26 protein-coding genes are annotated in these 21,545 nt (G+C 37.5%); 2 read left to right on the top strand and 24 right to left on the bottom strand.

Translation table 11 applies throughout. The features are described from left to right. The first annotated feature begins 30 nt into the window (after positions 1 to 30). Both QOL23_RS06170 and ilvD read left to right on the top strand, forming a co-directional pair. Positions 31 to 267, top strand: a complete 237-nt coding sequence (locus tag QOL23_RS06170; RefSeq protein WP_283400712.1) for a DUF465 domain-containing protein — start codon at positions 31 to 33, stop codon at positions 265 to 267. Further along, complete coding sequence (gene ilvD / locus QOL23_RS06165; protein WP_283400711.1) at positions 257 to 1,909, top strand: dihydroxy-acid dehydratase; 1,653 nt, start codon at positions 257 to 259, stop codon at positions 1,907 to 1,909. The genes QOL23_RS06170 and ilvD overlap by 11 nt, the downstream gene beginning before the upstream one ends. A gap of 33 nt (positions 1,910 to 1,942) precedes the next feature. Here ilvD and QOL23_RS06160 read toward each other — a convergent pair whose 3' ends face one another. The 24 genes from QOL23_RS06160 to QOL23_RS06045 all read right to left on the bottom strand — a co-directional run bounded on the left by QOL23_RS06160 (position 1,943) and on the right by QOL23_RS06045 (position 21,096). Further along, positions 1,943 to 3,946 (bottom strand): STT3 domain-containing protein, encoded by a 2,004-nt coding sequence (locus tag QOL23_RS06160; RefSeq protein WP_283400710.1) that lies wholly within the window; start codon positions 3,944 to 3,946, stop codon positions 1,943 to 1,945. Positions 3,947 to 4,012: 66 nt separating this feature from the next. Then, positions 4,013 to 4,849: a 4Fe-4S binding protein gene (locus QOL23_RS06155; RefSeq protein WP_283400709.1), complete on the bottom strand. Its 837-nt coding sequence runs from the start codon at positions 4,847 to 4,849 to the stop codon at positions 4,013 to 4,015. Then, entirely contained in the window at positions 4,849 to 5,001 is a 153-nt protein-coding gene (locus tag QOL23_RS06150) for a CD1871A family CXXC motif-containing protein (RefSeq protein WP_283400708.1), read from the bottom strand. Before QOL23_RS06150 ends, QOL23_RS06155 begins: the two co-directional genes overlap by 1 nt. Before the next feature lie 83 nt (positions 5,002 to 5,084). After that, positions 5,085 to 5,351, bottom strand: coding sequence for a DUF5615 family PIN-like protein (locus tag QOL23_RS06145; protein ID WP_283400707.1), 267 nt, complete (start codon positions 5,349 to 5,351; stop codon positions 5,085 to 5,087). Then, positions 5,341 to 5,565 (bottom strand): DUF433 domain-containing protein, encoded by a 225-nt coding sequence (locus QOL23_RS06140; protein WP_283400706.1) that lies wholly within the window; start codon positions 5,563 to 5,565, stop codon positions 5,341 to 5,343. The genes QOL23_RS06145 and QOL23_RS06140 overlap by 11 nt, the downstream gene beginning before the upstream one ends. Continuing rightward, positions 5,565 to 6,434: an Mrp/NBP35 family ATP-binding protein gene (locus QOL23_RS06135; protein WP_283400705.1), complete on the bottom strand. Its 870-nt coding sequence runs from the start codon at positions 6,432 to 6,434 to the stop codon at positions 5,565 to 5,567. The genes QOL23_RS06140 and QOL23_RS06135 overlap by 1 nt, the downstream gene beginning before the upstream one ends. Further along, positions 6,435 to 6,830, bottom strand: coding sequence for a type II toxin-antitoxin system VapC family toxin (locus QOL23_RS06130; protein ID WP_283400704.1), 396 nt, complete (start codon positions 6,828 to 6,830; stop codon positions 6,435 to 6,437). After that, positions 6,830 to 7,030, bottom strand: a complete 201-nt coding sequence (locus QOL23_RS06125; protein ID WP_283400703.1) for a DUF2281 domain-containing protein — start codon at positions 7,028 to 7,030, stop codon at positions 6,830 to 6,832. The genes QOL23_RS06130 and QOL23_RS06125 overlap by 1 nt, the downstream gene beginning before the upstream one ends. A 12-nt stretch (positions 7,031 to 7,042) precedes the next feature. Then, the gene (locus tag QOL23_RS06120) at positions 7,043 to 7,825 is read right to left on the bottom strand and encodes an inositol monophosphatase family protein (protein WP_283400702.1); all 783 of its coding nucleotides are present in this window, start codon (positions 7,823 to 7,825) and stop codon (positions 7,043 to 7,045) included. A gap of 63 nt (positions 7,826 to 7,888) precedes the next feature. Further along, positions 7,889 to 8,449 (bottom strand): Holliday junction branch migration protein RuvA, encoded by a 561-nt coding sequence (gene ruvA, locus QOL23_RS06115; protein ID WP_283400701.1) that lies wholly within the window; start codon positions 8,447 to 8,449, stop codon positions 7,889 to 7,891. Beyond that, on the bottom strand, positions 8,446 to 9,201 hold the full coding sequence (locus QOL23_RS06110) for a hypothetical protein (RefSeq protein WP_283400700.1): 756 nt from the start codon (positions 9,199 to 9,201) through the stop codon (positions 8,446 to 8,448). Before QOL23_RS06110 ends, ruvA begins: the two co-directional genes overlap by 4 nt. Further along, on the bottom strand, positions 9,198 to 9,752 hold the full coding sequence (locus tag QOL23_RS06105) for a hypothetical protein (protein ID WP_283400699.1): 555 nt from the start codon (positions 9,750 to 9,752) through the stop codon (positions 9,198 to 9,200). Before QOL23_RS06105 ends, QOL23_RS06110 begins: the two co-directional genes overlap by 4 nt. Further along, positions 9,742 to 11,001: a hypothetical protein gene (locus QOL23_RS06100; protein WP_283400698.1), complete on the bottom strand. Its 1,260-nt coding sequence runs from the start codon at positions 10,999 to 11,001 to the stop codon at positions 9,742 to 9,744. The genes QOL23_RS06105 and QOL23_RS06100 overlap by 11 nt, the downstream gene beginning before the upstream one ends. Then, positions 10,983 to 11,870 (bottom strand): type II secretion system minor pseudopilin, encoded by an 888-nt coding sequence (locus tag QOL23_RS06095; RefSeq protein ID WP_283400697.1) that lies wholly within the window; start codon positions 11,868 to 11,870, stop codon positions 10,983 to 10,985. Before QOL23_RS06095 ends, QOL23_RS06100 begins: the two co-directional genes overlap by 19 nt. Then, on the bottom strand, positions 11,836 to 12,894 hold the full coding sequence (mtnA, locus tag QOL23_RS06090) for an S-methyl-5-thioribose-1-phosphate isomerase (protein ID WP_283400696.1): 1,059 nt from the start codon (positions 12,892 to 12,894) through the stop codon (positions 11,836 to 11,838). The genes QOL23_RS06095 and mtnA overlap by 35 nt, the downstream gene beginning before the upstream one ends. 1 nt (position 12,895) lies before the next feature. Beyond that, a complete protein-coding gene (locus QOL23_RS06085) occupies positions 12,896 to 13,381 on the bottom strand; it encodes a universal stress protein (protein ID WP_283400695.1) in 486 nt (161 codons plus the stop codon). A 48-nt stretch (positions 13,382 to 13,429) separates the two neighbouring features. After that, positions 13,430 to 14,215, bottom strand: coding sequence for a nucleoside triphosphate pyrophosphohydrolase (mazG, locus tag QOL23_RS06080; RefSeq protein WP_283400694.1), 786 nt, complete (start codon positions 14,213 to 14,215; stop codon positions 13,430 to 13,432). After that, positions 14,215 to 14,838, bottom strand: a complete 624-nt coding sequence (locus QOL23_RS06075) for a Uma2 family endonuclease (RefSeq protein WP_283400693.1) — start codon at positions 14,836 to 14,838, stop codon at positions 14,215 to 14,217. Before QOL23_RS06075 ends, mazG begins: the two co-directional genes overlap by 1 nt. Before the next feature lie 114 nt (positions 14,839 to 14,952). Beyond that, complete coding sequence (locus tag QOL23_RS06070; RefSeq protein WP_283400692.1) at positions 14,953 to 16,827, bottom strand: nucleoside-diphosphate sugar epimerase/dehydratase; 1,875 nt, start codon at positions 16,825 to 16,827, stop codon at positions 14,953 to 14,955. Then, on the bottom strand, positions 16,824 to 17,429 hold the full coding sequence (locus QOL23_RS06065) for a sugar transferase (RefSeq protein ID WP_283400691.1): 606 nt from the start codon (positions 17,427 to 17,429) through the stop codon (positions 16,824 to 16,826). Before QOL23_RS06065 ends, QOL23_RS06070 begins: the two co-directional genes overlap by 4 nt. 2 nt (positions 17,430 to 17,431) lie before the next feature. Then, positions 17,432 to 18,580, bottom strand: a complete 1,149-nt coding sequence (locus QOL23_RS06060; RefSeq protein WP_283400690.1) for a DegT/DnrJ/EryC1/StrS family aminotransferase — start codon at positions 18,578 to 18,580, stop codon at positions 17,432 to 17,434. Between the two features lie 14 nt (positions 18,581 to 18,594). Beyond that, entirely contained in the window at positions 18,595 to 19,800 is a 1,206-nt protein-coding gene (locus QOL23_RS06055; protein WP_283400689.1) for a glycosyltransferase family 4 protein, read from the bottom strand. Then, positions 19,793 to 20,881 (bottom strand): non-hydrolyzing UDP-N-acetylglucosamine 2-epimerase, encoded by a 1,089-nt coding sequence (wecB, locus tag QOL23_RS06050; RefSeq protein ID WP_283400688.1) that lies wholly within the window; start codon positions 20,879 to 20,881, stop codon positions 19,793 to 19,795. Before wecB ends, QOL23_RS06055 begins: the two co-directional genes overlap by 8 nt. Then, positions 20,878 to 21,096, bottom strand: a complete 219-nt coding sequence (locus QOL23_RS06045; protein ID WP_283400687.1) for a hypothetical protein — start codon at positions 21,094 to 21,096, stop codon at positions 20,878 to 20,880. The genes wecB and QOL23_RS06045 overlap by 4 nt, the downstream gene beginning before the upstream one ends. Positions 21,097 to 21,545: the final 449 nt, after the last annotated feature.

The raw sequence follows: 21,545 nt of genomic DNA, 5'->3' as shown, positions 1-21,545 counted from the left end.
AAAAACACCAAACTTTCTCAGGAGGCTCCAATGCTAAGAGACGAAAACCTTAAAGCCCTAACAAGGGAAAAGTTTCACCACTTCAAAACCCTTGAAAAGAAACATCAGGAGTTAGATGACATAATAGACAAGATGGAGAAGAAAGCCGTCCTTACTCCGAAAGAAGAAGAGGAACTCAAAAAACTCAAAGCAGAGAGACTGCGCCTAAGAGATGAAATGCTCTACCTCATGCAAAAAGCCAAGGAGGAAGCAGAAAATGAGAAGTGATGTTCTAAGGGAATTTGAAAAGCTACCAGCCCGCGCCCTCATGATGGCAACGGGCATTCAAAGAAAAGACATAGATAAACCTCTAATCGGCATCATTTCAAGCTGGACGGATTTAGTCCCGGGTCATGCCGACATGTTCTCCCTTGAAAGGTTCATAGAAAGGGGAGTTGCAGCAGCTGGCGGAACGCCGTTCATCGTAAGAGTTCCTGCAATCTGCGACGGCATCGCCATGGGGCACGAAGGCATGCGCTTTTCACTTCCTTTAAGAGAAATCATTGCCGATGCCGTAGAAGACGTTGTTATGGCTCACCAGCTTGACGGTATCGTCCTCTTAACTGCCTGTGACAAAATAACTCCCGGAATGCTAATGGGTGCAGCAAGAGTTAACATACCCGCAATAGTGGTAACGGCAGGACCTATGCTTGCCGGCAGAAGAGGAAAAGAAAGGCTTGACTTAGTTACCCACACATTTGAAGCGATAGGACGCTACAAAGCCGGCGAAATAACTTTAGAAGAACTTCTTGAACTTGAAGGCGCTGCATGTCCATCATCAGGTGCATGTCAAGGAATGTTCACGGCAAATACAATGGCTTGTTTAACAGAAGCATTAGGACTCTCTCTACCTTACTGCGGAACTTCACCTGCTCCGCTTGCTGAAAAGAAGAGAATTGCCGAAGCTTCAGGCGAAAAAATCGTTGAATTGGTAAAAAAAGGCATAAAGGCAAGAGATATTCTCACCCCGGCTGCTTTCCGCAACGCAGTGAGAGTTGACCTGGCATTAGGCGGCTCAACGAACACCGTTCTCCACCTTCCAGCCATTGCTCACGAAGCAGGAATACCTTTTGACATAAAACTCTTTGACGACTTAGGAAAAGAAACGCCCAAGATATGTTCAATGCGCCCCGGCGGAAAGTATTTAATGGAAGACCTTCACTACGCCGGCGGAATACCAGGCGTAATCAAAAGACTATTAAACATAATAGAAAGCAACCCAACAGTTTCCGGTAAGGATATAAAGGAAATTGGAGAGTCTGCAAGAATATGGGACGAAGACGTCATAAGACCAGTTGACAACCCTTACAGCCCCGAAGGAGGTTTAGCAATTCTCTACGGTAACTTAGCACCAGAAGGCGCCGTAATAAAGCAGGGCGCTGTTTCAGAAAAGATGAAAGTGTTTACAGGAACGGCAAGAGTATTCAACTGCGAAGAAGACGCCATGAAAGCGGTAATGAACGGCGAAATCAAAGAAGGTGACGTAATAGTTATCCGCTACGAAGGTCCAAAAGGTGGTCCTGGAATGAGAGAAATGCTGGCAGTTACAGCAGCAGTTATGGGAATGGGACTTGGAGAATCAGTAGCCCTCATAACGGATGGAAGGTTCTCCGGCGGAACACACGGCCCCTGCATCGGTCATATCTCACCTGAAGCAGCCGCCGGTGGTCCTATCGGAATCATTAAGGACGGTGACAAAATCCACATCAACGTACCAGAAAGAAAGCTTGAACTTTTAATATCTGAGGAAGAATTCAACAAAAGAATGGCGGAGTTTAAGCCTATCCAGAAAGAGATAAAATCCAAACTCTTAAGAAAATACGCCAAGTTAGTAACTTCTGCTTCTAAAGGAGCAATTCAAGACGTGTAAAATATTACAGCCTCCCTTTCGGGAGGCTTCCTCTCAACCCTTCACTCTGTACAAAACCATAGTCGGAAAGTCGTCGTAGATAAGTTCAAAGTACTTCGGGTCGTAAACCCTTAAAATATACATTTGATTAAACATAGATTTAAAAGGCTGACCTCCCATAATAAAAGCTCTTAAAATTTTATGCTTATCCTCAACAAGCTCGGCTATTATGCCGGCTCTTCTGTAAGTCTTTTCCTCCACTTTTTCCAGGTTTCTAACAGCAAGCAACGCAATAGGAACTGCTTTTCTACCAAGAATAACTTCTCCCTTTTTTAAGTCCATGACTGCTTTTTGACACTGAATGACATCACCTTTCTGAGGAATACATATTCCTAAGTCATAAATTGGGGCTTTAATCCCCTTTTCTTCATCAAAGTTCCACGTACCAAAGTAATTAATCCAAGCAAACTTACCTATCTCATCACCGGTAAACGCCCAGTAAACCGGATGTTTTAAAGGTTTAGAAAACTTACCCTCAAAAAACATATCTCTAATTTCAACTGCCTTTCTCCCTTCTTTAAGTAATTTTGTTATCTCATAGTTCCCGACATTAGCAATGCCAGTTATAACGTTGTACGCTATTTTAGGATTAGACGTAGAATAAGTGGTTGCAACAAAATAAGTTTTAAGATTGTGGTCTCCTCCATCATGGAAAACACCTCTTCTAGCATAATACTGAATTGCATACCCGTAATCCCACCAGGTCCATATCCAACTATCTTCCGGAGTTAAAGTTTCAAGACGCGAAAAGTCAGCAGCAAGTTCAGGCGTTATTTTGGGAGTTATGAAAAATTTAATGGCAGCCCTGTTAAAGTAAAATATTCCTGCAAAAGCAACTGCAAAAATAAGCACATAATACAGTCTTTTTCTGTTTTCATCTTTTACTAAAGAAGCAACATAATCACCTAAGAACCCTATTCCTGCTCCTACAAAAGGTGCCAGATACATTGCAAAACGGTTACTCCCTTTAAGAGCCATCAAACCAATTAAAAGAACGGGAAGGAATAAAAAAATCTGCCTAAATTTCTTCATAATCAGCAGCACAAGACCTACAATTCCCATCAAGAATATAAAGAAACTACCCGCAGTTAGGTCAGATAACCTTGCTATATCAAAATGTTTCAACTCGCTAATAGACATATAAATGTTCGGGAATCCTCCATGAACAGCAGGCTTAAAGAAATTTAAGATATAAGTTCTCGTAAGCCCAACAAGGTTAAAAACACCGTTAACTATAACCAACGGGTTAGCAAACAGGAGAAGAACCCCCAAATCTTTCAAAAGTTCCTTCCCTTTTCTTTTTACAAAGAAAAAGTCAAAAATGGCAAAAGTAATAAACATAACTAAAATTAAACCTGAATGAGCATACCACCAGTAGTAGAGATAGGATAAAACACCGGCAATTGCTAAATAAAAATATCTTTTCCTTTCATTATCTTCTCTAAACGTTAAGTAAAGGAACAACGCTATTGCAAACGGGAAAAATAAGTTCAAAGAATCGGTATCAAACCTTACAATGCTTGTCCTAACTAAGTAGATAAGAGAGATAACACCTAAAAGCGCTCCTGTAAAACCAGTTAACGGCAATTCTTCACGATAAAAATAGATAACAAAAGGAATCACAAACAGAACAGCCAAAATTGGCGTTAAATAGAGAGCAACAACTTCTAAAGGAACATGGAAAATCTCAGAAATAGTTGCTCCTATCCAACTTTCCATAGGAATGGGAGCAGGATATGTAACATTACCCGTAATAAAATTATCGGGAACAGATTTTAATGGGTCAAGCCCACCAGCTCTGTAAGTTCCTTCTATCTTTTCCTTAGCGTATCTTGCAAAGGTATACGCATCATAACTAGTAAAAAGCGGTTTATTGTCATAGTAGAAAAACCTGTGAAATTTTTGCCACTGTGAAAGGTCATTAAACCTTGCAAACAAACCAACAGAAATTGGAATTAATATCAGGACAAACAAAATAAAAATTTTTCTAAGATTCATACTTCCTCCCTTAAACAGTCCTTTCTCAAAACGTTTTTAATAATTTTACCTATCAGGCAAACATAATTATCTGGAGTGTAAGGTTTCAGTTTCATTCTTCACCAAAGGAAAGTCTATATTTACAACTGGACAAACTCTAACGCAGTTCAAACATCTTAAACAGGAAGACGAATTAGCATCTTCATAAATAGAGAGGTCAACAGGACAGGACTTTTTGCATAATCCACACTCTATACAGTTTTCTCTATCAACACTGAAATCAACGATACTCAACTTATTGAAAAGAGAAAATAGAGCACCCAAAGGACAGACGTAACGACAGAAAGGTCTTTTGATAAAAACAGAAAAGTAGAGAAACGCAGAAGCTGTCGCAACTTTAAACAGAAAGAACGCACCAGCCATGTTGAGTATCATGCTATTTACAGCAACCCAATAAAGTCCAGCTTCTATCGTTCCAGTAGGACAAACCATGCAGAAGTAGTGTTCTTTAAAGAAAAAGGGTAGAAAAATAACGAACGAGACAAGGAAAACATATTTAAAATAAGATAAAAACTCAGGCGGTTTAATTTCTGCAGATGGAATTTTGTTAAGTAAGTCTTGAAGTAACCCAAAAGGACATACCCATCCGCATATCCACCTACCAAAAGTAGAAGCAACAGCGGAAATTACCCCAATTACTAAAAAGGGAATTTTAGAGATAACTAAGAAATGCGAAAGCGTTCCGATAGGACAGGCAAAAACAGAAGCAGGACAGGCGTAGCAGTTCATTATAGGAAAAGGGATAAATTTCAGCTTTCCAGTGTAAAGCCTTGCTGTAATAAAGTTAACAAGCTGAAAGTTTGCTAAAAAAGCGGCCAAGACCTGATATAAACGCCTATTCTTAAACCACTTAATCTGAAGCATTACTTAATCCCTATACACGTAAGGCATAGTATTTTGGCGTTATTCCACACAGTCCAGGCATCACCCCTTATAATCCCAACAACTATAAGCAAAACGGCGAGGAGGAAAATCCCCCCCGCCACAACCTTCTTAATACGAGCTTTTAACTGCAACTAAATACTCCTAATTCTTACTTTTTTCAAAGTAACTACCACAAACCTACCACATAGTTCCCTTTGCACCTTTAAAAATTCAATCAAAGTTTTAGCAACCTCTTTACTTTCCCTTGCTGAGTAACGTAAATAACTCCATTAATTCTGTTTCCACAGGAAAATACCAACCTTCCAAAATCAGAATCTTCAGTCAAAACAACAGCATTTAACTTCATTGCAAGTTCAATAACTTCAAAATCCGTAATTCCAGGTGCATCTCCGGCAACAGAAATAACTTCAAACCCATCTTTTCTTAAAGCTTTTATTATCTCATAGTTAACATTCTCATCGACTAAAATTCTAATACTCAACCAAAACCTCTTTCTTTATAACATCAGCAGAACAAGCAATAGCTGCCATGATATCTTCTTTTTCTAATGTAGGATACATCTTCAGTAATTCCTCACAGGAAACGCCTTCACTTAACCTTTCTAAGATTAAATTCACCGGAATTCTCGTTCCCTTTATCACCGGTTTACCACCTAAAATTTTAGGGTCTCTTACTATCCTACCTTTATAGTTCATTATTTCACTTCCTCTAAAAGCTTATCCACTATTTCAGAAAACGCCTTTGCAGAAACGCTATCAGGATATGCAATCACAACAGGTTTACCTTCATCACCTGCTTCCACAATTGAAGGCTCTATTGGTATTCTACCTAAAAACGGAATCCCAAGCTCCTTAGCTGCTTTTTCACCACCGCCAACTTTAAACAAATCTATTCTCTCACCGCAGTGAGGGCAGATAAATCCGCTCATATTTTCAACTATTCCAAGCACTGGAACATCAACCATTTTGGCGAAACTGATAGATTTGCGAGTATCAAGGAGAGAAACTTCCTGCGGCGTTGTAACAACCACAAAACCATCCATTGGCTTAATGAGCTGTGCAACGCTCAACGCCTCATCACCCGTTCCAGGAGGAAGGTCTATGATTAAATAATCAAGGTCACCCCAATCAATTTCTGCCAAAAACTGCTTTATAGCCTGATGCTTTAAAGGTCCGCGCCATACCACCGGCTGGTCGGGATTTTCAAGAATAAAAGCCATAGAAACAACCTTAAGGTTTGGCATACCTTCCGGAATAAACGGCTTTATAGTTTGAGTCTCAGGGTCTGCAAAAAGTCTCTCTCCTTCCGCGCCTAACATTTTTGCAACGTTTGGTCCATGAAGGTCAGCATCAAGTAAACCAACCTTATAGCCCCTATTTGCAAGTTCACTGGCGATGTTAGTAGCAACGGTAGTCTTTCCAACACCGCCCTTACCGCTCAAGATACCTATACGATGCTTTATTTTAGAAAGGTTGCAGGTGAGTTTTACATCCATAGGGTCTTTTGCCGTTTCGCACTTATCCTTGAAAGCACATCCTTCACACTTTTTCTCATCGTAAGCCATCTACGCCTCCTTAAACTCAGTGTATTTTCTCCTAAAGGTTTCATAATCTATAACCGGAATTTCTTCAACTCTATGTAATTGCCTATCATTTGTTACCAAAATAGCCTCCAAAAAGAAAGCAGTAGCGCAGATTATGGCATCTGGCACTTTTAATCTATATTTCCTTCTGAGAAAAATAGTTTTCTCCTTGATAGATTTATTAACATCAACAATCTTTACAATATCAAGGAATTCCTTTATTTTTATTTCTTCTGAAGTTTTCATATAAGGATATGATAGCAACTCAATTTCTGTCACAAAAGAAATAGAAAAAGCCTCCTTTAAAGCAGAAATACTCCTATCGGAAAGGAAGTAAAGCACAGCATTAGTATCTAAAAGTAACCTATTCCTTTTCATTATTCCCATTCATTTCTAACTTTTTCTTGATATTCTAAAGGCTCAACAGGTAAGCTCTCTAAAATACCAGCAAATGCAGATAACTCATTAACCGTTTTTCTTTCCATTTGTTTCCTTTTTTCAAGCAAAAACTCTATGAAATCAATAACTTCCTGACGTAAATCCGGCGGTAATTCAGCAACAAGCTCTTCAATTTCCATCACAACATCCTCCTATTTCTCTCCTAAGTGCCTGTTTACAATCTCGTAAAGCCCGGCATAAGCGCTCTTAGAAGCTCCTATTATGTTACCGCTTTTTAAATATCCTTTTTCACCTTTAAAATCACTGACAACGCCGCCAGCTTCTTCAACAAGTAAAACGCCAGCTGCTATATCCCATGGATGAAGGGACATCTCCCAGAAGCCATCAAACACTCCCTTAGCAGTGTAAGCCAAATCCATAGCTGCAGAACCACATCTCCTGACGCCTGAAACTTTTAAAAACACCTCTTTAAAACACACCAAATAATCTTCCAACAAATCTTTACCTCTAAAAGGGAATCCCGTTGCTACAAGCGCCTCATCAAAAGGTCTACTGCTGACCTTTATTCTCTTATCGTTACAGTAAGCGCCTGAACCTTTCTCCGCCACGTAAATTTCCCCTAACGCCGGCGCTCCTATTACAGCAGCTACCATTTCATCGCCTCTCTCTACACCAATGGAAACGCAAAAAACCGGCAAACCGTGAATAAAGTTCTTCGTTCCATCAAGCGGGTCTATATACCACTTCCACTCGTTTCCTTCTTTCCCGCCACTTTCCTCTGCAATTATAGTATGTTGGGGGAAGTAGCCCTGTATAGTCTTAATAATAATCATTTCTGATTTTTTGTCAGCCTCCGTGACGTAATCGTTCTTGCTTTTTTCTTCAATCTCTAAAGAGGAAAGCTTTCCAAAGTATTCCATCAAAATTTCAGAAGCTTCTTCAACTGCCTTTAAGGCAACGTCTAAAATCTTCATAATCAACTCCGGATTTGTTCTAACAACGCGAGAAAATTATATTCTAAATTGAATAGGTAAAAACTATTCTGCTAATCTCTTAGAAAGTATAGCAACTGCTTCTTTTACAAGCTGTTCTATCGGTTTGCTGAAATCAATACCCTTGAGAGACTTCACTATTTCACTCTTTTTATAGCCCAAAGATGTGAGGATTTCTAAGAGGTCGGGGGGGATGTGGGGGGATTTTTCTATCCTATTTTTCATTTCAACTATTATTCTTTGAGAAAGCTTTTTACCCAAGCCGGGAACGGAAGAAAGCGTTTCTACATCTTCTGAAGCAACTACGTTTTCAAACTCCTCTTTTGAAAAGTGAGAAATAACGTTCAACGCTACTTTCGCACCAACGCCGTGAATCTTGAGAAGCGTCTCAAAGAGATTTCTCTCTTCAAGGGTTTGAAAACCGTATAAGACAGGTGAACCTTCTTTAGGCATAGTAAAGTGAACGTAAAGTTCAACATCATCTCCTTTTTTTACAGATGTCAACAACTTAATCGGAACGTAAACCTTATAACCGATATTTCCGCATAGAACAGAAATACTATCTCCGTAGTTCTCCCAGACCTTTCCTTTAAGGTAATCTATCATCTTACACTCAGGTTAGATAAATATCCGGCAATCCTGAATTTAAATGGCTTGTTTTTGAAAGGACCTTCTTTTAGCACCACCCTTGCGTTTAAACTTAAATACGTTCTACCGAAATCTTTCAGGTTAACACGCATAAATCCGTTAGCTTTAACGTCAACCTTACCTACTGCAGTTCCTTTCAATTCAACGTAGTTCTTGCTCTTTACAACGTAATCAAGTTTTGCCTTCCCCACTTTAACGTCAGGAAGCGTAAAAATTCCAAATTTCAATCCCGATATTTTCAGGTCATTAGTGTAAAAGCTTCCTCTTCCTCCAATAAGCGAGCTACCGTTATCACCGAAAGATAAATTCCCTTTCCCGTAAAGCTTACCAGCAACGTTCTTAAATTCTGTTTTTAGAAGACAGCGCAGGTTAATGCCGTCAACTTTAAACGTCAGCTCTTTTAAAGGATAGGTTAAATCAGAAACCACCTTTCCATTACACAAACGTGCAACGACATGAAACTCTTTTTGAGATTTTGGCAAAGTAGAAAGCACAGGTTGAAGCTCAAGTTTATCAACAATTAACGGAAAAGATGGATGTTTAAACTTTTCTATAACAACAGCAGGAGGGAATCTATGAAACTCAACTTTTTCATATTCCACGCCCTTTTCACAGAGATAGTTCCCGATAAACCTTTCAAAAGGAAAGGTCAAATAAAGCGAAACAGCTAAGGCTATTAGAAAAACGAGAGCATAAAGAACCTTCTTCATTCCTTACTCCTGTAGAAGTTAAATGAAACTTTACCGGATACAAGACCGTTGCCGTCCTCATCGGATATCTCTATTGAAGAATCCTTCACGTAATACCTTGAGTTTTCGGCTTCAAAAATTGCCCTCGCAACGCTGTTCAGTGGAGATTCAGCAAAACTAACAGTCAACGTAAGCTTACTGAATCCATCCCAGCTGTTTGAATCTGCAACTTTCACGTTTTTCACCTTAACGCCTAACTTTTCAAACTTCCGTTTCAGGAAAACAGAAGGGTCAACCTGAGAAGCTGCTTTAGCCTTGATTTCAACAGGCGTGAGAAGATTCTTCAACGTCTCATACTCCAAAATAGACTTCTTTACCTTTTCTACCTTTCTCTTGAAAGCCAACTGCTTGTTCTCACAGCTGCTCTTTGCCGAAACGATAGGATAATCAATTAAAAAGAAAAGTAGCAGCACAGCCGCAAAAGGCACAGCAATCAAAATCAAAAGACGCTGACGTTCATCTAAATTGGAAAGGTACTCATCCAACCAGAACTTCAAACCATCAAGTTTCACGTTTTACTCCTGACACGGTGAGTGTAAATTTTAAGGAATTATTTGAAGTAGAAGTTGTTGAAACGTTTGAAACGTTCTCAAAACGTTCTTTTAGGTTGTTCACAAAAGAAGTGAACGAGTTTTCCGTATCTGCGTATCCTTTAACGGTAAAAGAATCGGCATCAACGCTTCCTTCCACCCTGTAAACCTTTATCCCTGAAACAACGGAATCGGAAATTTTTTTCAAGACAGTAAGCACAGAAGGTTTATCAACAGCAAAAAATTTCTTTTCTTCTTTCAGATTAGATATAGCCTGAGATAGCTGAATATCCGGCGCAACAACTTTTTCGCCCAAAATTTTCTCTAATTTGCTTTTTAAAATAGTTTCTTCTCTCTTTAGAAAATCCTTGCAGGCTAAAAGTTGAACGCCCTGAGACAGAAGGAGGAGAAGGACGCCTGCTGCAGTTGACGTTCCTGCAAAGATAATCTCTTTTTTATGCTTTTCTAAAAAGTCGCTTTTGAAAAAGGAAGATTGGGAGAAGAAGGCGGGGCAGGGGGATTTTTTAATATGAAACAAACCGTAAGCGTTAAAATACAAAGGTGTTTCCTTTCCAAAAGGAGAAATCTCAGGTATCTCAACATCAAAACGAGTGGAAACCAAACCCACCAATTGCTCATCTAACGCTCCACCACCACATAGAATTACGCTTTTACTTTCAATCAACGGAAATACCCTATCCGTTAAGTAAGAATTGTTTTTCTTCAAAAAATCAAAACCCACCCTGAAAACTTCCATATTTACAACATTACCATCACGGAAGTTCACAACTGCTACTTTTGAAGCGCCAATATCTAAAAGAGAAAACTCATCTCCTTCGTAAAGAAGATGAGCAGCATTAATACCACCTATTAAGTCAAGAGTAAGGATTTTGTAGTTATCGGTAAGCTTCTTCTCTTCTAAACTTCCTTTCTTCTCTACAAACACTAAAACTCTACAGCCCTTATTTAACTTTTCTACAACACAAAAAGCAACCGAAATATCATCAGGAGAAACTAACATATCGGAACAAACATCGTTAACTATCAACTTCTTTAAAGCTGCAGATTTACACACAGGGTAAAAAGATTCCTTTACAAAAACGTTTTTAGAAGACACTCCAACTACAGCATTTTTCAAGTTAGCAGGGATTCCTGTTCCAAAAGAGCTACCATCAAACCACTTAACCAACTTACTTCCAACGTCAACAGCTATCATTGAACCACCTTCCACTCGTAAACTCTATCTCTATCAGCAAAAGCAACTATCTCTGCAGTAGCATCCCCGTAAGACGCCGTCACATCTATTTTGAAGTAGTTGCAAACGTTTGTTATCAAAGGACGTATCTTAAAATAAAGCTCCTGGTCTATGCCGGGAAGCTCCTTCAACTTCTCAATCTTCGTTATAGGGCGGCTTTCAATTATACTATCAACAGCGGTTTCCGTCATATCGTTTGACAGAGCCATAAGAACATCTTTTGAAGCAGAATTAACATTTATCTTCCCATCACCGTAAACGGTAAGGTAATCAGCAAGTTTGTCAAATATTTTCTTATCAATGCCCTTCACGTAATAAAGTTCGTAGATTGACTTCATAGGAGAATTAGAAGGAAGGTACCCCAAAGATTGATAATAGTAAGACTCGGCTCCATCTCCTGTAACTACAGAATCTTTATCTACCCAATCTTTAATAGAATCTGCTACCGAATCATCTATTTCCAGTTCTTCAAACAGCCTTTTAACAATAGAAAAGTAAAGCGGCGACGTTATCTCATTAACGCTAACTTTACCGCACTCATCTCTGATTACAACTGAAACAGCAATACCTTTATAGTTGTAAAGAATGGGTTTATACCAATCATCTCCCTCACCATCATAACCGTTGTTATCCTGTTTCAGAAAATAAAGGGCAACTTTCAAAGCCGAAACTGCGCCGTGATAAGCAGTAACGTAATCTTTTAGATAATTCCCCTTATCGTAATTTTTAGAAGAAAGAACGTATACAGAAAATAAAATAGGGGCTAAAGCCCCAATCATCATAAGAACAAAAAAGAGAACAAACGCTCTCCTATTCTCTGAAAAACTCAAGTATCTTCTTCTCATCAGGTGAGTGAATTACTCCTTTTTCAGTAATTATCCCTGTAATATTTTCATGAGGAGTAACGTCAAAAGCAGGATTTTTAACCTTCGCTCCATAAGGAGCTATTCGGCAATCTTTACAGTGACAGAAAACCACTTCATCTGCAGAACGCTCTTCAATAGGAATCTCTTTACCAGAAGATATTGAAAGGTCAAAAGTGGAAGTAGGCGCAGCGATATAAAAAGGTATTCCGTGCTCTTTAGCCAAAACAGAAAGAGAGTACGTACCTATTTTATTAGCAGTATCGCCATTCCTTGCTATCCTATCAGCTCCAACTATAACGCAGGTAATTTCTCCTAAGGACATAAACCAGCCAGCCATGTTATCGGTTATCAGGTAATAAGGAATCCCTTCCTGCTGGAGTTCCCACGCCGTTAACCTCGCCCCCTGCAGATAAGGTCTCGTTTCATCAACGTAAACCGTCACATCTTTGCCATTCTCAACTGCCGCTCTTATAACTCCAAGTGCTGTTCCATAACCAGCCGTTGCTAACGCTCCAGTATTACAGTGCGTTAGAATCACTTCTTTAGAAGAAAGTAGTTCTGCTCCAAAGAAACCTATTTTCTTGTTCGTTTCAACGTCTTGTCTCTCTATGTTTATAGCTTCCGTTTCCAGCGCTGCAACAACATCCTCTATATTTCCACCAGCTTCCAAAATTCTTCTCATTCTTTTTAAAGCCCAGAAAAGGTTAACAGCAGTAGGTCTCGTCGCTGCAAGACGGTTTATTATCAGCTCCACTCTTGCCTTAAAATCCATCAGGTTCTCTGAAGATTTTGCTGCTTCTTTTGCACCTAAAACAACTCCGTAAGCAGCCACAACCCCTATAGCAGGTGCACCTCTTACAACCATATCCTCTATAGCTTTTGCCACATCCTCATAACTTTTACACTCTACCCATTCTTCTTGCAGTGGCAACTTTCTCTGGTCAATAAGCAAAAGAACCTCTTCTGTCCACTTTAAAGGTCTTATATCTTTGATTCTGCCCATCCTACTCCTCTCTAAACTCTTTCTTAACTACCAACACCGGACATTTAGCCTTTCTTATAACAGCTTTTGCAGTACTTCCCATTTCAAGAATCCTTTCAAGAAGACCTTTACCGTGATAACCTATAACTATTACGTTAACGTTCTTTTCTTCTGCCACCCTAACTATTTCTTCTTTCGGGTCTCCTACAACCAATACTTTATCAACTTTAAAACCTTTCTCTCTTAACTCACTTTCTATTTCATTCATTAGCTCTTCGTGCCTTTTGATTATCTCTTTTTCTATTTCCGGCAAGTGAGCATATATGGTAGCAACGTCTAACGCAAATGGGTCGTCAAACTGAGGCAAACTAAACTCTAAAGGATGAATTACGTGTAAAAGAACAACTTCTTCTGCTCCAGCTTCTCTCAATTTGATAACGTAGTTTTTTGAAACTTCGGCAAGCTCAGAGAAATCGGTAGGATAAAGAACCTTCTTGAAAAGCGGCATAATTCACCTCTCACAATCAATTTGGCAGTTATAAGTTTATCATTCTTTTTATTTTTGTTCTTTCTGTTTTGCTTCCTGCCAGAGCTTTTCCATCTCCTCTAAAGACATCTCTTTAAGAGATTCTCTTTTTTCCTTAGCCTTCTCTTCAATGTAAGAAAATCTATCAACGAACTTCTTATTCGCTTTTCTCAAAGCCATCTCAGGATTAACATTTAACTTTCTCGCTAAATTAACCACCATAAAAAGCAGGTCTCCAACCTCTTCCTCAATTTTCCTTTTATCTTCTTTTCTATAACTTTCCTCTATTTCTCTAATTTCCTCCAAAAGCTTTTCCTTAATACCTTCAAAGTCTTTCCAGTCAAAACCAACTTTTGCAGCCCTCTTCTGCAACTTTAAAGCGTAATCAAGTGCCGGCAACGATTCAGGAATTCCATCAAGTAAAGATTTTCTCTTTTTTCCTTCCTTTTCTTTAAACTCCTCCCATTTCTCAAGGACATCCTCTGAAGTTTTTATATCGCTCCTATCACCAAAAACGTGAGGATGCCTAAAAATCAATTTTCCACATATCCCATCAATCACATCATCTATCGTAAACTTCCCTCTTTCAGAAGCTATCTGAGAGTGAAAAACAACTTGTAAAAGCAAATCACCCAATTCCTCTTTTAGATTCTCCCAATTCCCTTTAGCTATTGCATCTACTACTTCATAAGTTTCTTCAATCAGATAAGGTACAAGACTCTCGTGCGTTTGTTCCCTATCCCACGGGCACCCATCAGGCGAACGAAGTTTTTTCATTATTTCAACAAGGTCATCAAACGAAAATTTCTTTCTCATCACTTTGTTTCAACCTCTTCTTCCTTTATAAGGTTTTCCAAATTCAACTTAATCCCATCAATCAGTTCAAACTCATAATCAAAATCAACGATAAGCCAAGGCTTTCCTTCTTCAGCTATCTGTATTTTCTTCTGCTCTGTAAATATCCATACAACCTTTTTGACACCACTTTCTAAAAGTTTTTTTGTTTTTTCTATGTAGTAGTTATCTCCTATTTTAGCCAAATCTGCCTTGGTATCCACCTCTACAACAACCTCAGGAGGAACTTTAAGGTAAGTTCCTGAAGGCTGCCTTAACTTTTCTCTACTCACAACAGCTATATCAAGGTTCAGCCATTCACTTCTTTTTTGAGGTGTGTAAAAATATCCGACCTCGTTAGACAGAATCTTAAATTTTTTGTAATTAAGCTTAAAATGTAAAAGTCTAATTATTAAGTCAATTATCCATGCTTGCAAATCACTACTTCCCATAATAGCCTCCGGCGGTAACTCTCCAGACAAAACTTTTTGATAATCTTTGTAATAAATCTTTTTATTTCCAAGTACTTCATAAACAAGATAATCAGGTACTTTTGTACGTTCCTTTCTCTTCTTAGTTTCAGTTTTTTCCAAAACTGCTGGCATTGTAATCCTCCTAAAATTTTTCGCTCTTGCTTATGAAATTTATAACATTATAACCCTCAAAACTGCACTACTTTCTGCTAATTTCTTCCTATCTAACCCGCTTTTTTTCTCAACTTACATAGTTGTGTTATCTTGATTTTTATAAAAAGGAACATATTTCCGAAGTAACTGCTTTATCCCTTCTCTATCAAGTTTCTTTGATAGTTCTATCAATTCATTAACTATCTCATTAATTTGTCTCACTGGAATATTTGATTTTACTCTCGCAATATAAATTTTCTCGTGGTATGTCTGCTCAGTTCCTTCTTCAGCTGTAAGAAGTTCTTCAAAAAGTTTCTCTCCAGGTCTTAACCCTATAAATACAATATCTATATCCTTATAAGGTTCAAGCCCTTGTAATTTTATTAGTTCTTCTGCAAGCTTTACTATTCTTACTGGTTCCCCCATGTCAAGCACAAAAACTTCCCCTCCATCCCCCATGGCTGCAGCTTGAAATACCAAGAGTACAGCTTCCGGTATGGTCATAAAGTATCTCCTCATCTCAGGATGAGTTACAGTAACAGGCCCCCCTTTTTTTATTTGATCTAAGAATATAGGAACAACACTCCCTCTACTACCCAAGACGTTTCCAAATCTGACGGATATAAATTTTGTTTTCCCTATGTCATTTAAAGCTTTACATATCATTTCAGACATTCTTTTTGTAGCCCCCATAATACTTGTCGGATTAACAGCTTTATCTGTAGATATATTTACAAATTTCTCAACATTGTTTTTGACAGCAGCAAGTGCCACGTTATAAGTTCCCAAAATATTTGTTTTAACAGCTTCTTCAGGAAAATATTCCATTAATGGTACGTGCTTGTAAGCAGCTGCATGAAAAACAATTTCAGGCTTTTCCTCAGAAAATATTCTTTCAATCTTTTCTTTATCTCTTACATCTGCGACTATAGGTCTGAATGTAATCCCCTTTTCGTTTGTCTCGTTAGCTATCTCTAAAGACAAATTGTGAAGCTCCGTTTCATCAATTTCTAAAGCTATTATCTTAGCTGGATTAAATTTCAGAAGCTGTCTGATTATTTCGGAACCTATCGAACCTCCTGCACCAGTCACAAGAACTTTTTTATCTTTTAAAAACTCCTGAAGAGAATCGTAATTCACATTAACAGGTTCTCTACATAACAAATCCTCTATAGAAATTTCTTTTATATCCTTTACACTAATGACTTGAGAGGGAAGCTTAGATATACTTGGAACAATTTTCACTTCCTTTATTCCAGCAGTATTAAGAAGAGCAAAAATTTTTCTTACTTTTCTATGAGAAAGTGATGGAATAGTAATTATTGCAGCTTCTATTTTATTTTCTTTCAAAAGTCCAGGTAAATCCTCAATTTTTCCAAGAACCGGTACATTATGAATACAAGTTCCGATTTTATTCGGGTCATCATCTACAAAAAACACAGGATTAAACTCAGCATTACTATTTCTTCTAAGTTCTCTAACAATCCTCTCACCAGTATTTCCAGCTCCTATAACTACAGTTCTTTTGGAGTTCTTACCTTTTCTAATAATCTCTACGTAAACTCTTTTAGAAATTCTAAGTACAGAAACAAAAGATAAGGAAACAAAAAAATCAATTAAAATCACACTAAGAGGAATGGAAAACAAAGGAACTTGTCTTTGGAAAATTATATCAATCAAAAGCATAAGTATCGCATCCGCTCCAAGTCCAATAACTATTCGGCTAAACTCGCTCAACCCAATAAATCGCCAATTGGCTCTATATACTCCCAAGAACCAAAAAGTTGAAATCTTCAAGAATAAAATAACAACAAGCCAATAGGGGAAAATTTTTAAATAGCTACTGGGAATTAAAAAGTTAAATCTTAACAAAAATGCTATATAGAAACTAAAAGTAAATAGAAAGATATCACTGACAAAGAAAAACAAAAAACGTTTTCTTTTTGTCGGCCTGAGCAAACCTTTCATTTAAAAATCTCCATTATTGTTTTCAATATAAGTTTCAAGTCAGTTAAAAAACTGATTTCTTTTAGATACCTCTTATAGTACTTTATCTTTTCAGGAAGTATTTTTTCCAGATACACTCTTTCAGGATCATCAACTCCTCTAAGAAGCTCATTCTCATCTTTATATTCTAAGGAAGCATAATCGGTTATTCCTGGTTTTACTCTTAAAATTTCTTTATAATCCTCCTCAAAAAATTTCACATATTTGGGAACTTCCGGACGGGGACCAACAAGACTCATCTCTCCTTTTACAACATTTATAAGTTGAGGAAATTCATCAAGTTTATACTTTCTCAAAATTTTACCTATCTTAGTAATCCTCGGATCATCCCCTTTTGTTACCTGAGCCCCCATTTTTTCCGCGTTCTCAACCATCGTTCGGAACTTATAGATTTTAAACAGCTTTCCGTTTTGTCCTACCCTCGTTTGTCTAAAAAACACTCTCCCACCATCTTCAATTTTAATCAAAACAGCAATTACAATAAACATTGGGAAAAGAATTATAAGACCACACAAAGAAGCTATAAAATCAAAAGCTCTCTTGAAATACTTTTCATAGAGCATTTTTACCTTCTGTTTTTTTCAACAATGTCAATAATATTTTCAATAATGTATTCAACTTCTTCTTTTCTCATCCCCGGAAAAATCGGCAAGGAAACAACTCTCTCAAAAACCCACTCACTCTTAGGAAAATCAACTGCTCCATGCCCTATGTTTTTGTAATAAGAGAATCTATAAAGAGGTATAAAGTGAACACTCGTGCCGATTCCTCTCCTCTTTAATTCCTCAATAAACTGATTCCTATTAATCTTAAGAGATTCAAGGTTCAACTTTAAAGGATAGAGGTGCCAAGAACTTATTCTATCTGACTTAACTCTATAAGGAATTAACTCTTCATATTCTCTGAAAGCTTCGTTGTACATACTCGCTACTCTCTCCCTTTCCTTCCACATCCACTCTACCTTTCTTAGCTGAGCTAATCCAAGGGCTGCGTTTATATCTGTCATATTATACTTATAGCCATTCTCAAGAACATCATATTCCCAACTTCCCTCTTTAGTGTACCTTTTCCACGCATCTTTGCTAATTCCGTGGAGTCTGAGGACTCTTATTCTCTCCGCCCATTCATTATTTTCTGTTGTCACCATTCCGCCTTCGCCAGTGGCTAAAGTTTTTGTAGCATAGAAGCTGAATGCTGTTAAATCTCCAATAGTTCCAACCTTTCTTCCTTTATACCATGAAGGTAAGGCGTGAGCTGCATCCTCTATAACATAGAGGTTATAGCTTTTTGCTATCTCTATAATCTCATCCATATCGGCAGGTTGACCAGAGTAGTGAACCGGTATTATCGCTTTAGTTCTCTCTGTTATCTTTTTCTCCAAATCATTTATGTCAATGAGGTGTGTATTTCTTTCCACATCTACAAGCACCGGTCTTGCCCCAAAGTAACCAACCACCTCGGCTGTAGCAACAAAAGTAACAGCCGGAACTAAGACCTCATCTCCCTCTTTTAGACCTATGCACCTTAAAGCTAAGTGCAGGGCAGCTGTGCACGAACTAACAGCAATGGCGTTTTTAGCCCCGATATAGTTTCCAAATTTCCTTTCAAATTCAACTGTCTTTTTCCCCATAGTGAGCCAGCCTTTTCTAAGACTATCAATAACTTCTTTTTCTTCATCTTTACCTATATATGGTCTGTGAAAGGGAATTTCCATTTTAATCTCCTCCGTTACGCCAAAACTTCTTTAACAAGCTTTTCTGCCAGTTTTTCATAAGTATGATTCTTCAACAGGAAACTGTAACCATTTTCTCCTAAGCGTTCCCTCTTCTCTTTCGGCATTTCATAAAGCTTCAAAATAGCATCTGCAACTGCTTTAGGACTTTCAGCCTTAACGCTTATTCCACAGCCGGCTTGTGAAACTAAATCATTAGGAACGTCTATTGCATGAATAATAGGTTTTTTGGCGAGCATATAGTCAAAAATCTTATTAGGAGACACTCCATATTTAAACAATTTTTTTCTCCTTAATCCTACATAAGTTATATCTACAAAATTTTTTAGGAAAGCCAATATTTGACCTTTTGTAATAGGCTCAAGAAATACAACATTATTCAGCATCTTTTTTTCTTTAATTGAAATCAGCCTCTGCTTTTCTTTCCCTTTTCCGACTATTACAAAAGCAATATCTTTCCTGTCTCTAAGAATTTCTGCAGCCCCAAGTAATGTATCCAACGAATTAGCCCACCCAATAGTTCCAGTATAAGCAACAATAAATTTGTTCTTCGGAATCTTACTAATAAATGTCTTCGGCAACTCCTCTTCTACAACATCCTTCATCGCTACGCCATTGGGAATGTAATGCCAATCCCTTTTCAACCCCAAATCACTTAAATACTTTCCAAAGTTAAATAAAACAGACACTATACTATCCGATTTTTTTAGAGCAAACAGCTCAATCTTCCGCATAAAACTAATAAAAGGATGTTTCCAAGAATAACCCCCAAGTTCTACAAGAGTTAAAGGCCAAATATCTCTTACCTCAAAAATGAGTTTAGCCTTATACTTTTTGCTATAAAAATAAGCAGGAACTATAGGTAGAAGAAAAGGTGAAGAAACATAAATATAGTCTGGCTTTGGTAGAAATCTTAGCTGTCTAAATAGTTTAGTAGAAAATTGAAACCATTTTAGAACTCTCTTTTTACTATGAGCATGTGGATACTTTATAACATCTATCCAGTAGTAGTTAATACCATCAATATTTTCTCTTTTAACATGAGGGTAGTTATAAAACAAGTGAGAATAATTTGCACTTATAATCCATACATTGTAATCAAGATTTACTAATTCTTTTCCCAAATAATAATGCCTAAAAACCATTCCATATTTCGGACTTCCAGCATATTCATTTATAAACCATACAATCTTTTTATTCAAAGTCATCCCCGCTTATAATGGAAACAATTTTATCTGAGGCTGAACCATCTCCATAGAACTTTGGCAAATTTTTTTGTATTTCTATCCCACCGAAGAAAAGTCCTTCACACAGTTCAAAAATTTTCTCCGTATTAACTCCAGCAAGATGATTAAATCCAAAGTCTACAAGTTCAATCCATTCCGTCTCTTCTCTGGGAATAACACACGGAGTTCCAAAGAAAAATCCTTCTTTCTGGACTCCTCCAGAGTCAGTGATAATGACCTTTGCATTCTTTTCTAAGGCTACCATTTCAAAGTAGGAAACTGGCTCCGTTAGAGTTAGATTTTTAGATTCTGGAACCAATTCTAATTTTTCTATTAATTTCTTTGTTCGAGGATGCACAGGAAAGAACAATTTAATCCCCAACTTTGCAAGTTTATTAAGAGCTTTCCATATTTGGAGAAAAGTTTCTTCCACAGTATTCTCTGCTCTGTGAATGGTAACCAAAATAAATTTTTCTGGTTTAAGACCATATTTATTCAATACTTTTTTTTCATTAACTTTGCCTGCAACTTCTAAAGCAACATCAAACATAACATCCCCAACTTTGTAAACCCCTTTGGTAATTCCTTCCTTCTTCAAATTCTCAACCGCGACATCCGTAGGAGCGAACAAAATTTCAGAAATGTGGTCTGTTAAAACTCTATTTATTTCCTCCGGCATTTTTCTATTATAGCTCCTCAAACCAGCTTCAACATGAGCGACAGGAATGTGGAGCTTAGATGCAGCCAAAGCACCAGCTAAAGTAGAATTTGTATCGCCGTAAACCAAAGCTATGTCCGGTTTTTCTTCAACTAAAACTTTCTCCATCTCTATCAACATTTTTCCTGTCTGTTCACCATGCATTCCAGAACCAATGCCTAAATAATAATCTGGATTAGGAATCCTTAACTCTCTAAAGAATACATTAGACATATTGAAATCATAGTGTTGCCCAGTATGAACTAAAATTTCTTTTACTCCCTTATCTCTAAGTTTTCTTGAAACAATCCCAGCTTTAACAAATTGAGGACGAGCTCCTACTACAGATACGACTTTCATATCTTCTCTCCCTGCTTTACATTCTCTAACTCATCTATGGCTTTCCCATAGCTAACAAAACTAAAACTATTAGACCTTAAAAATTCTACCGTATGTATATACCACTCTTTCCATGTTCTAAAACTTTCCGAAAAATATCTGTCGTGAAATAAAATTGTAAGATACTTGATACCTTTATCAAACAAAGTTTCTATTCTCCTCTTCGTAAGATCCATGACCTCCTGAAATTTCAAGCTTTGCCATCTCTCTTTGCCTTGAAGTATATACCCATCCATTATATGCAGTGGAAATTCCCACATCTTATTTATTTTAAATGGATTTTTTTCCTCATAGAGAGTTGAATCAAAAATGTAACCTGCTCTTTCCAATTTTTCTAAAGTTTCGCTATTCATCCTTAAGTAATGCATTCTAATACCAAATTTACTCAATTTAGATATTTCTCTAAATGTATCAAATTCCTTTTTAATTCCTTCAAAATCCTTATATCAATTCCATGAACTCCTACATCAAATCCTTTGTTTAAAACCAGTTGGATATATTCTTGAGCACTTTCAGGGAAATATGATAATCCCAAACCTTGATTCATTCCAAAAAGAATGTTGCAGGTATACTGTTAGCTTTATTAAACTCTAATAGCTCCTCTACGTTATTCCATTTATTAGAA

It is taken from the genome of Desulfurobacterium pacificum (genome assembly GCF_900182835.1).
In the GTDB taxonomy this organism is placed as follows: Bacteria; Aquificota; Aquificia; order Desulfurobacteriales; family Desulfurobacteriaceae; genus Desulfurobacterium_B; species Desulfurobacterium_B pacificum.
This window is presented reverse-complemented; position numbering and strand designations above follow the sequence as displayed.

Bases quoted from the DNA above. Each gene is read 5' to 3' on its own strand.
- QOL23_RS06170 (WP_283400712.1), top strand. From the start codon at position 31: ATGCTAAGAGACGAAAACCTTAAAGCCCTAACAAGGGAAAAGTTTCAC.
- ilvD (WP_283400711.1), top strand. From the start codon at position 257: ATGAGAAGTGATGTTCTAAGGGAATTTGAAAAGCTACCAGCCCGCGCC.
- QOL23_RS06160 (WP_283400710.1), bottom strand. From the start codon at position 3,946: ATGAATCTTAGAAAAATTTTTATTTTGTTTGTCCTGATATTAATTCCA.
- QOL23_RS06155 (WP_283400709.1), bottom strand. From the start codon at position 4,849: ATGCTTCAGATTAAGTGGTTTAAGAATAGGCGTTTATATCAGGTCTTG.
- QOL23_RS06140 (WP_283400706.1), bottom strand. From the start codon at position 5,565: ATGAACTATAAAGGTAGGATAGTAAGAGACCCTAAAATTTTAGGTGGT.
- QOL23_RS06135 (WP_283400705.1), bottom strand. From the start codon at position 6,434: ATGGCTTACGATGAGAAAAAGTGTGAAGGATGTGCTTTCAAGGATAAG.
- QOL23_RS06130 (WP_283400704.1), bottom strand. From the start codon at position 6,830: ATGAAAAGGAATAGGTTACTTTTAGATACTAATGCTGTGCTTTACTTC.
- QOL23_RS06125 (WP_283400703.1), bottom strand. From the start codon at position 7,030: ATGGAAATTGAAGAGCTTGTTGCTGAATTACCGCCGGATTTACGTCAG.
- QOL23_RS06120 (WP_283400702.1), bottom strand. From the start codon at position 7,825: ATGAAGATTTTAGACGTTGCCTTAAAGGCAGTTGAAGAAGCTTCTGAA.
- ruvA (WP_283400701.1), bottom strand. From the start codon at position 8,449: ATGATAGATTACCTTAAAGGAAAGGTCTGGGAGAACTACGGAGATAGT.
- QOL23_RS06110 (WP_283400700.1), bottom strand. From the start codon at position 9,201: ATGAAGAAGGTTCTTTATGCTCTCGTTTTTCTAATAGCCTTAGCTGTT.
- QOL23_RS06095 (WP_283400697.1), bottom strand. From the start codon at position 11,870: ATGAGAAGAAGATACTTGAGTTTTTCAGAGAATAGGAGAGCGTTTGTT.
- mtnA (WP_283400696.1), bottom strand. From the start codon at position 12,894: ATGGGCAGAATCAAAGATATAAGACCTTTAAAGTGGACAGAAGAGGTT.
- QOL23_RS06085 (WP_283400695.1), bottom strand. From the start codon at position 13,381: ATGCCGCTTTTCAAGAAGGTTCTTTATCCTACCGATTTCTCTGAGCTT.
- mazG (WP_283400694.1), bottom strand. From the start codon at position 14,215: ATGAGAAAGAAATTTTCGTTTGATGACCTTGTTGAAATAATGAAAAAA.
- QOL23_RS06075 (WP_283400693.1), bottom strand. From the start codon at position 14,838: ATGCCAGCAGTTTTGGAAAAAACTGAAACTAAGAAGAGAAAGGAACGT.
- QOL23_RS06070 (WP_283400692.1), bottom strand. From the start codon at position 16,827: ATGAAAGGTTTGCTCAGGCCGACAAAAAGAAAACGTTTTTTGTTTTTC.
- QOL23_RS06065 (WP_283400691.1), bottom strand. From the start codon at position 17,429: ATGCTCTATGAAAAGTATTTCAAGAGAGCTTTTGATTTTATAGCTTCT.
- QOL23_RS06060 (WP_283400690.1), bottom strand. From the start codon at position 18,580: ATGGAAATTCCCTTTCACAGACCATATATAGGTAAAGATGAAGAAAAA.
- wecB (WP_283400688.1), bottom strand. From the start codon at position 20,881: ATGAAAGTCGTATCTGTAGTAGGAGCTCGTCCTCAATTTGTTAAAGCT.
- QOL23_RS06045 (WP_283400687.1), bottom strand. From the start codon at position 21,096: ATGGATCTTACGAAGAGGAGAATAGAAACTTTGTTTGATAAAGGTATC.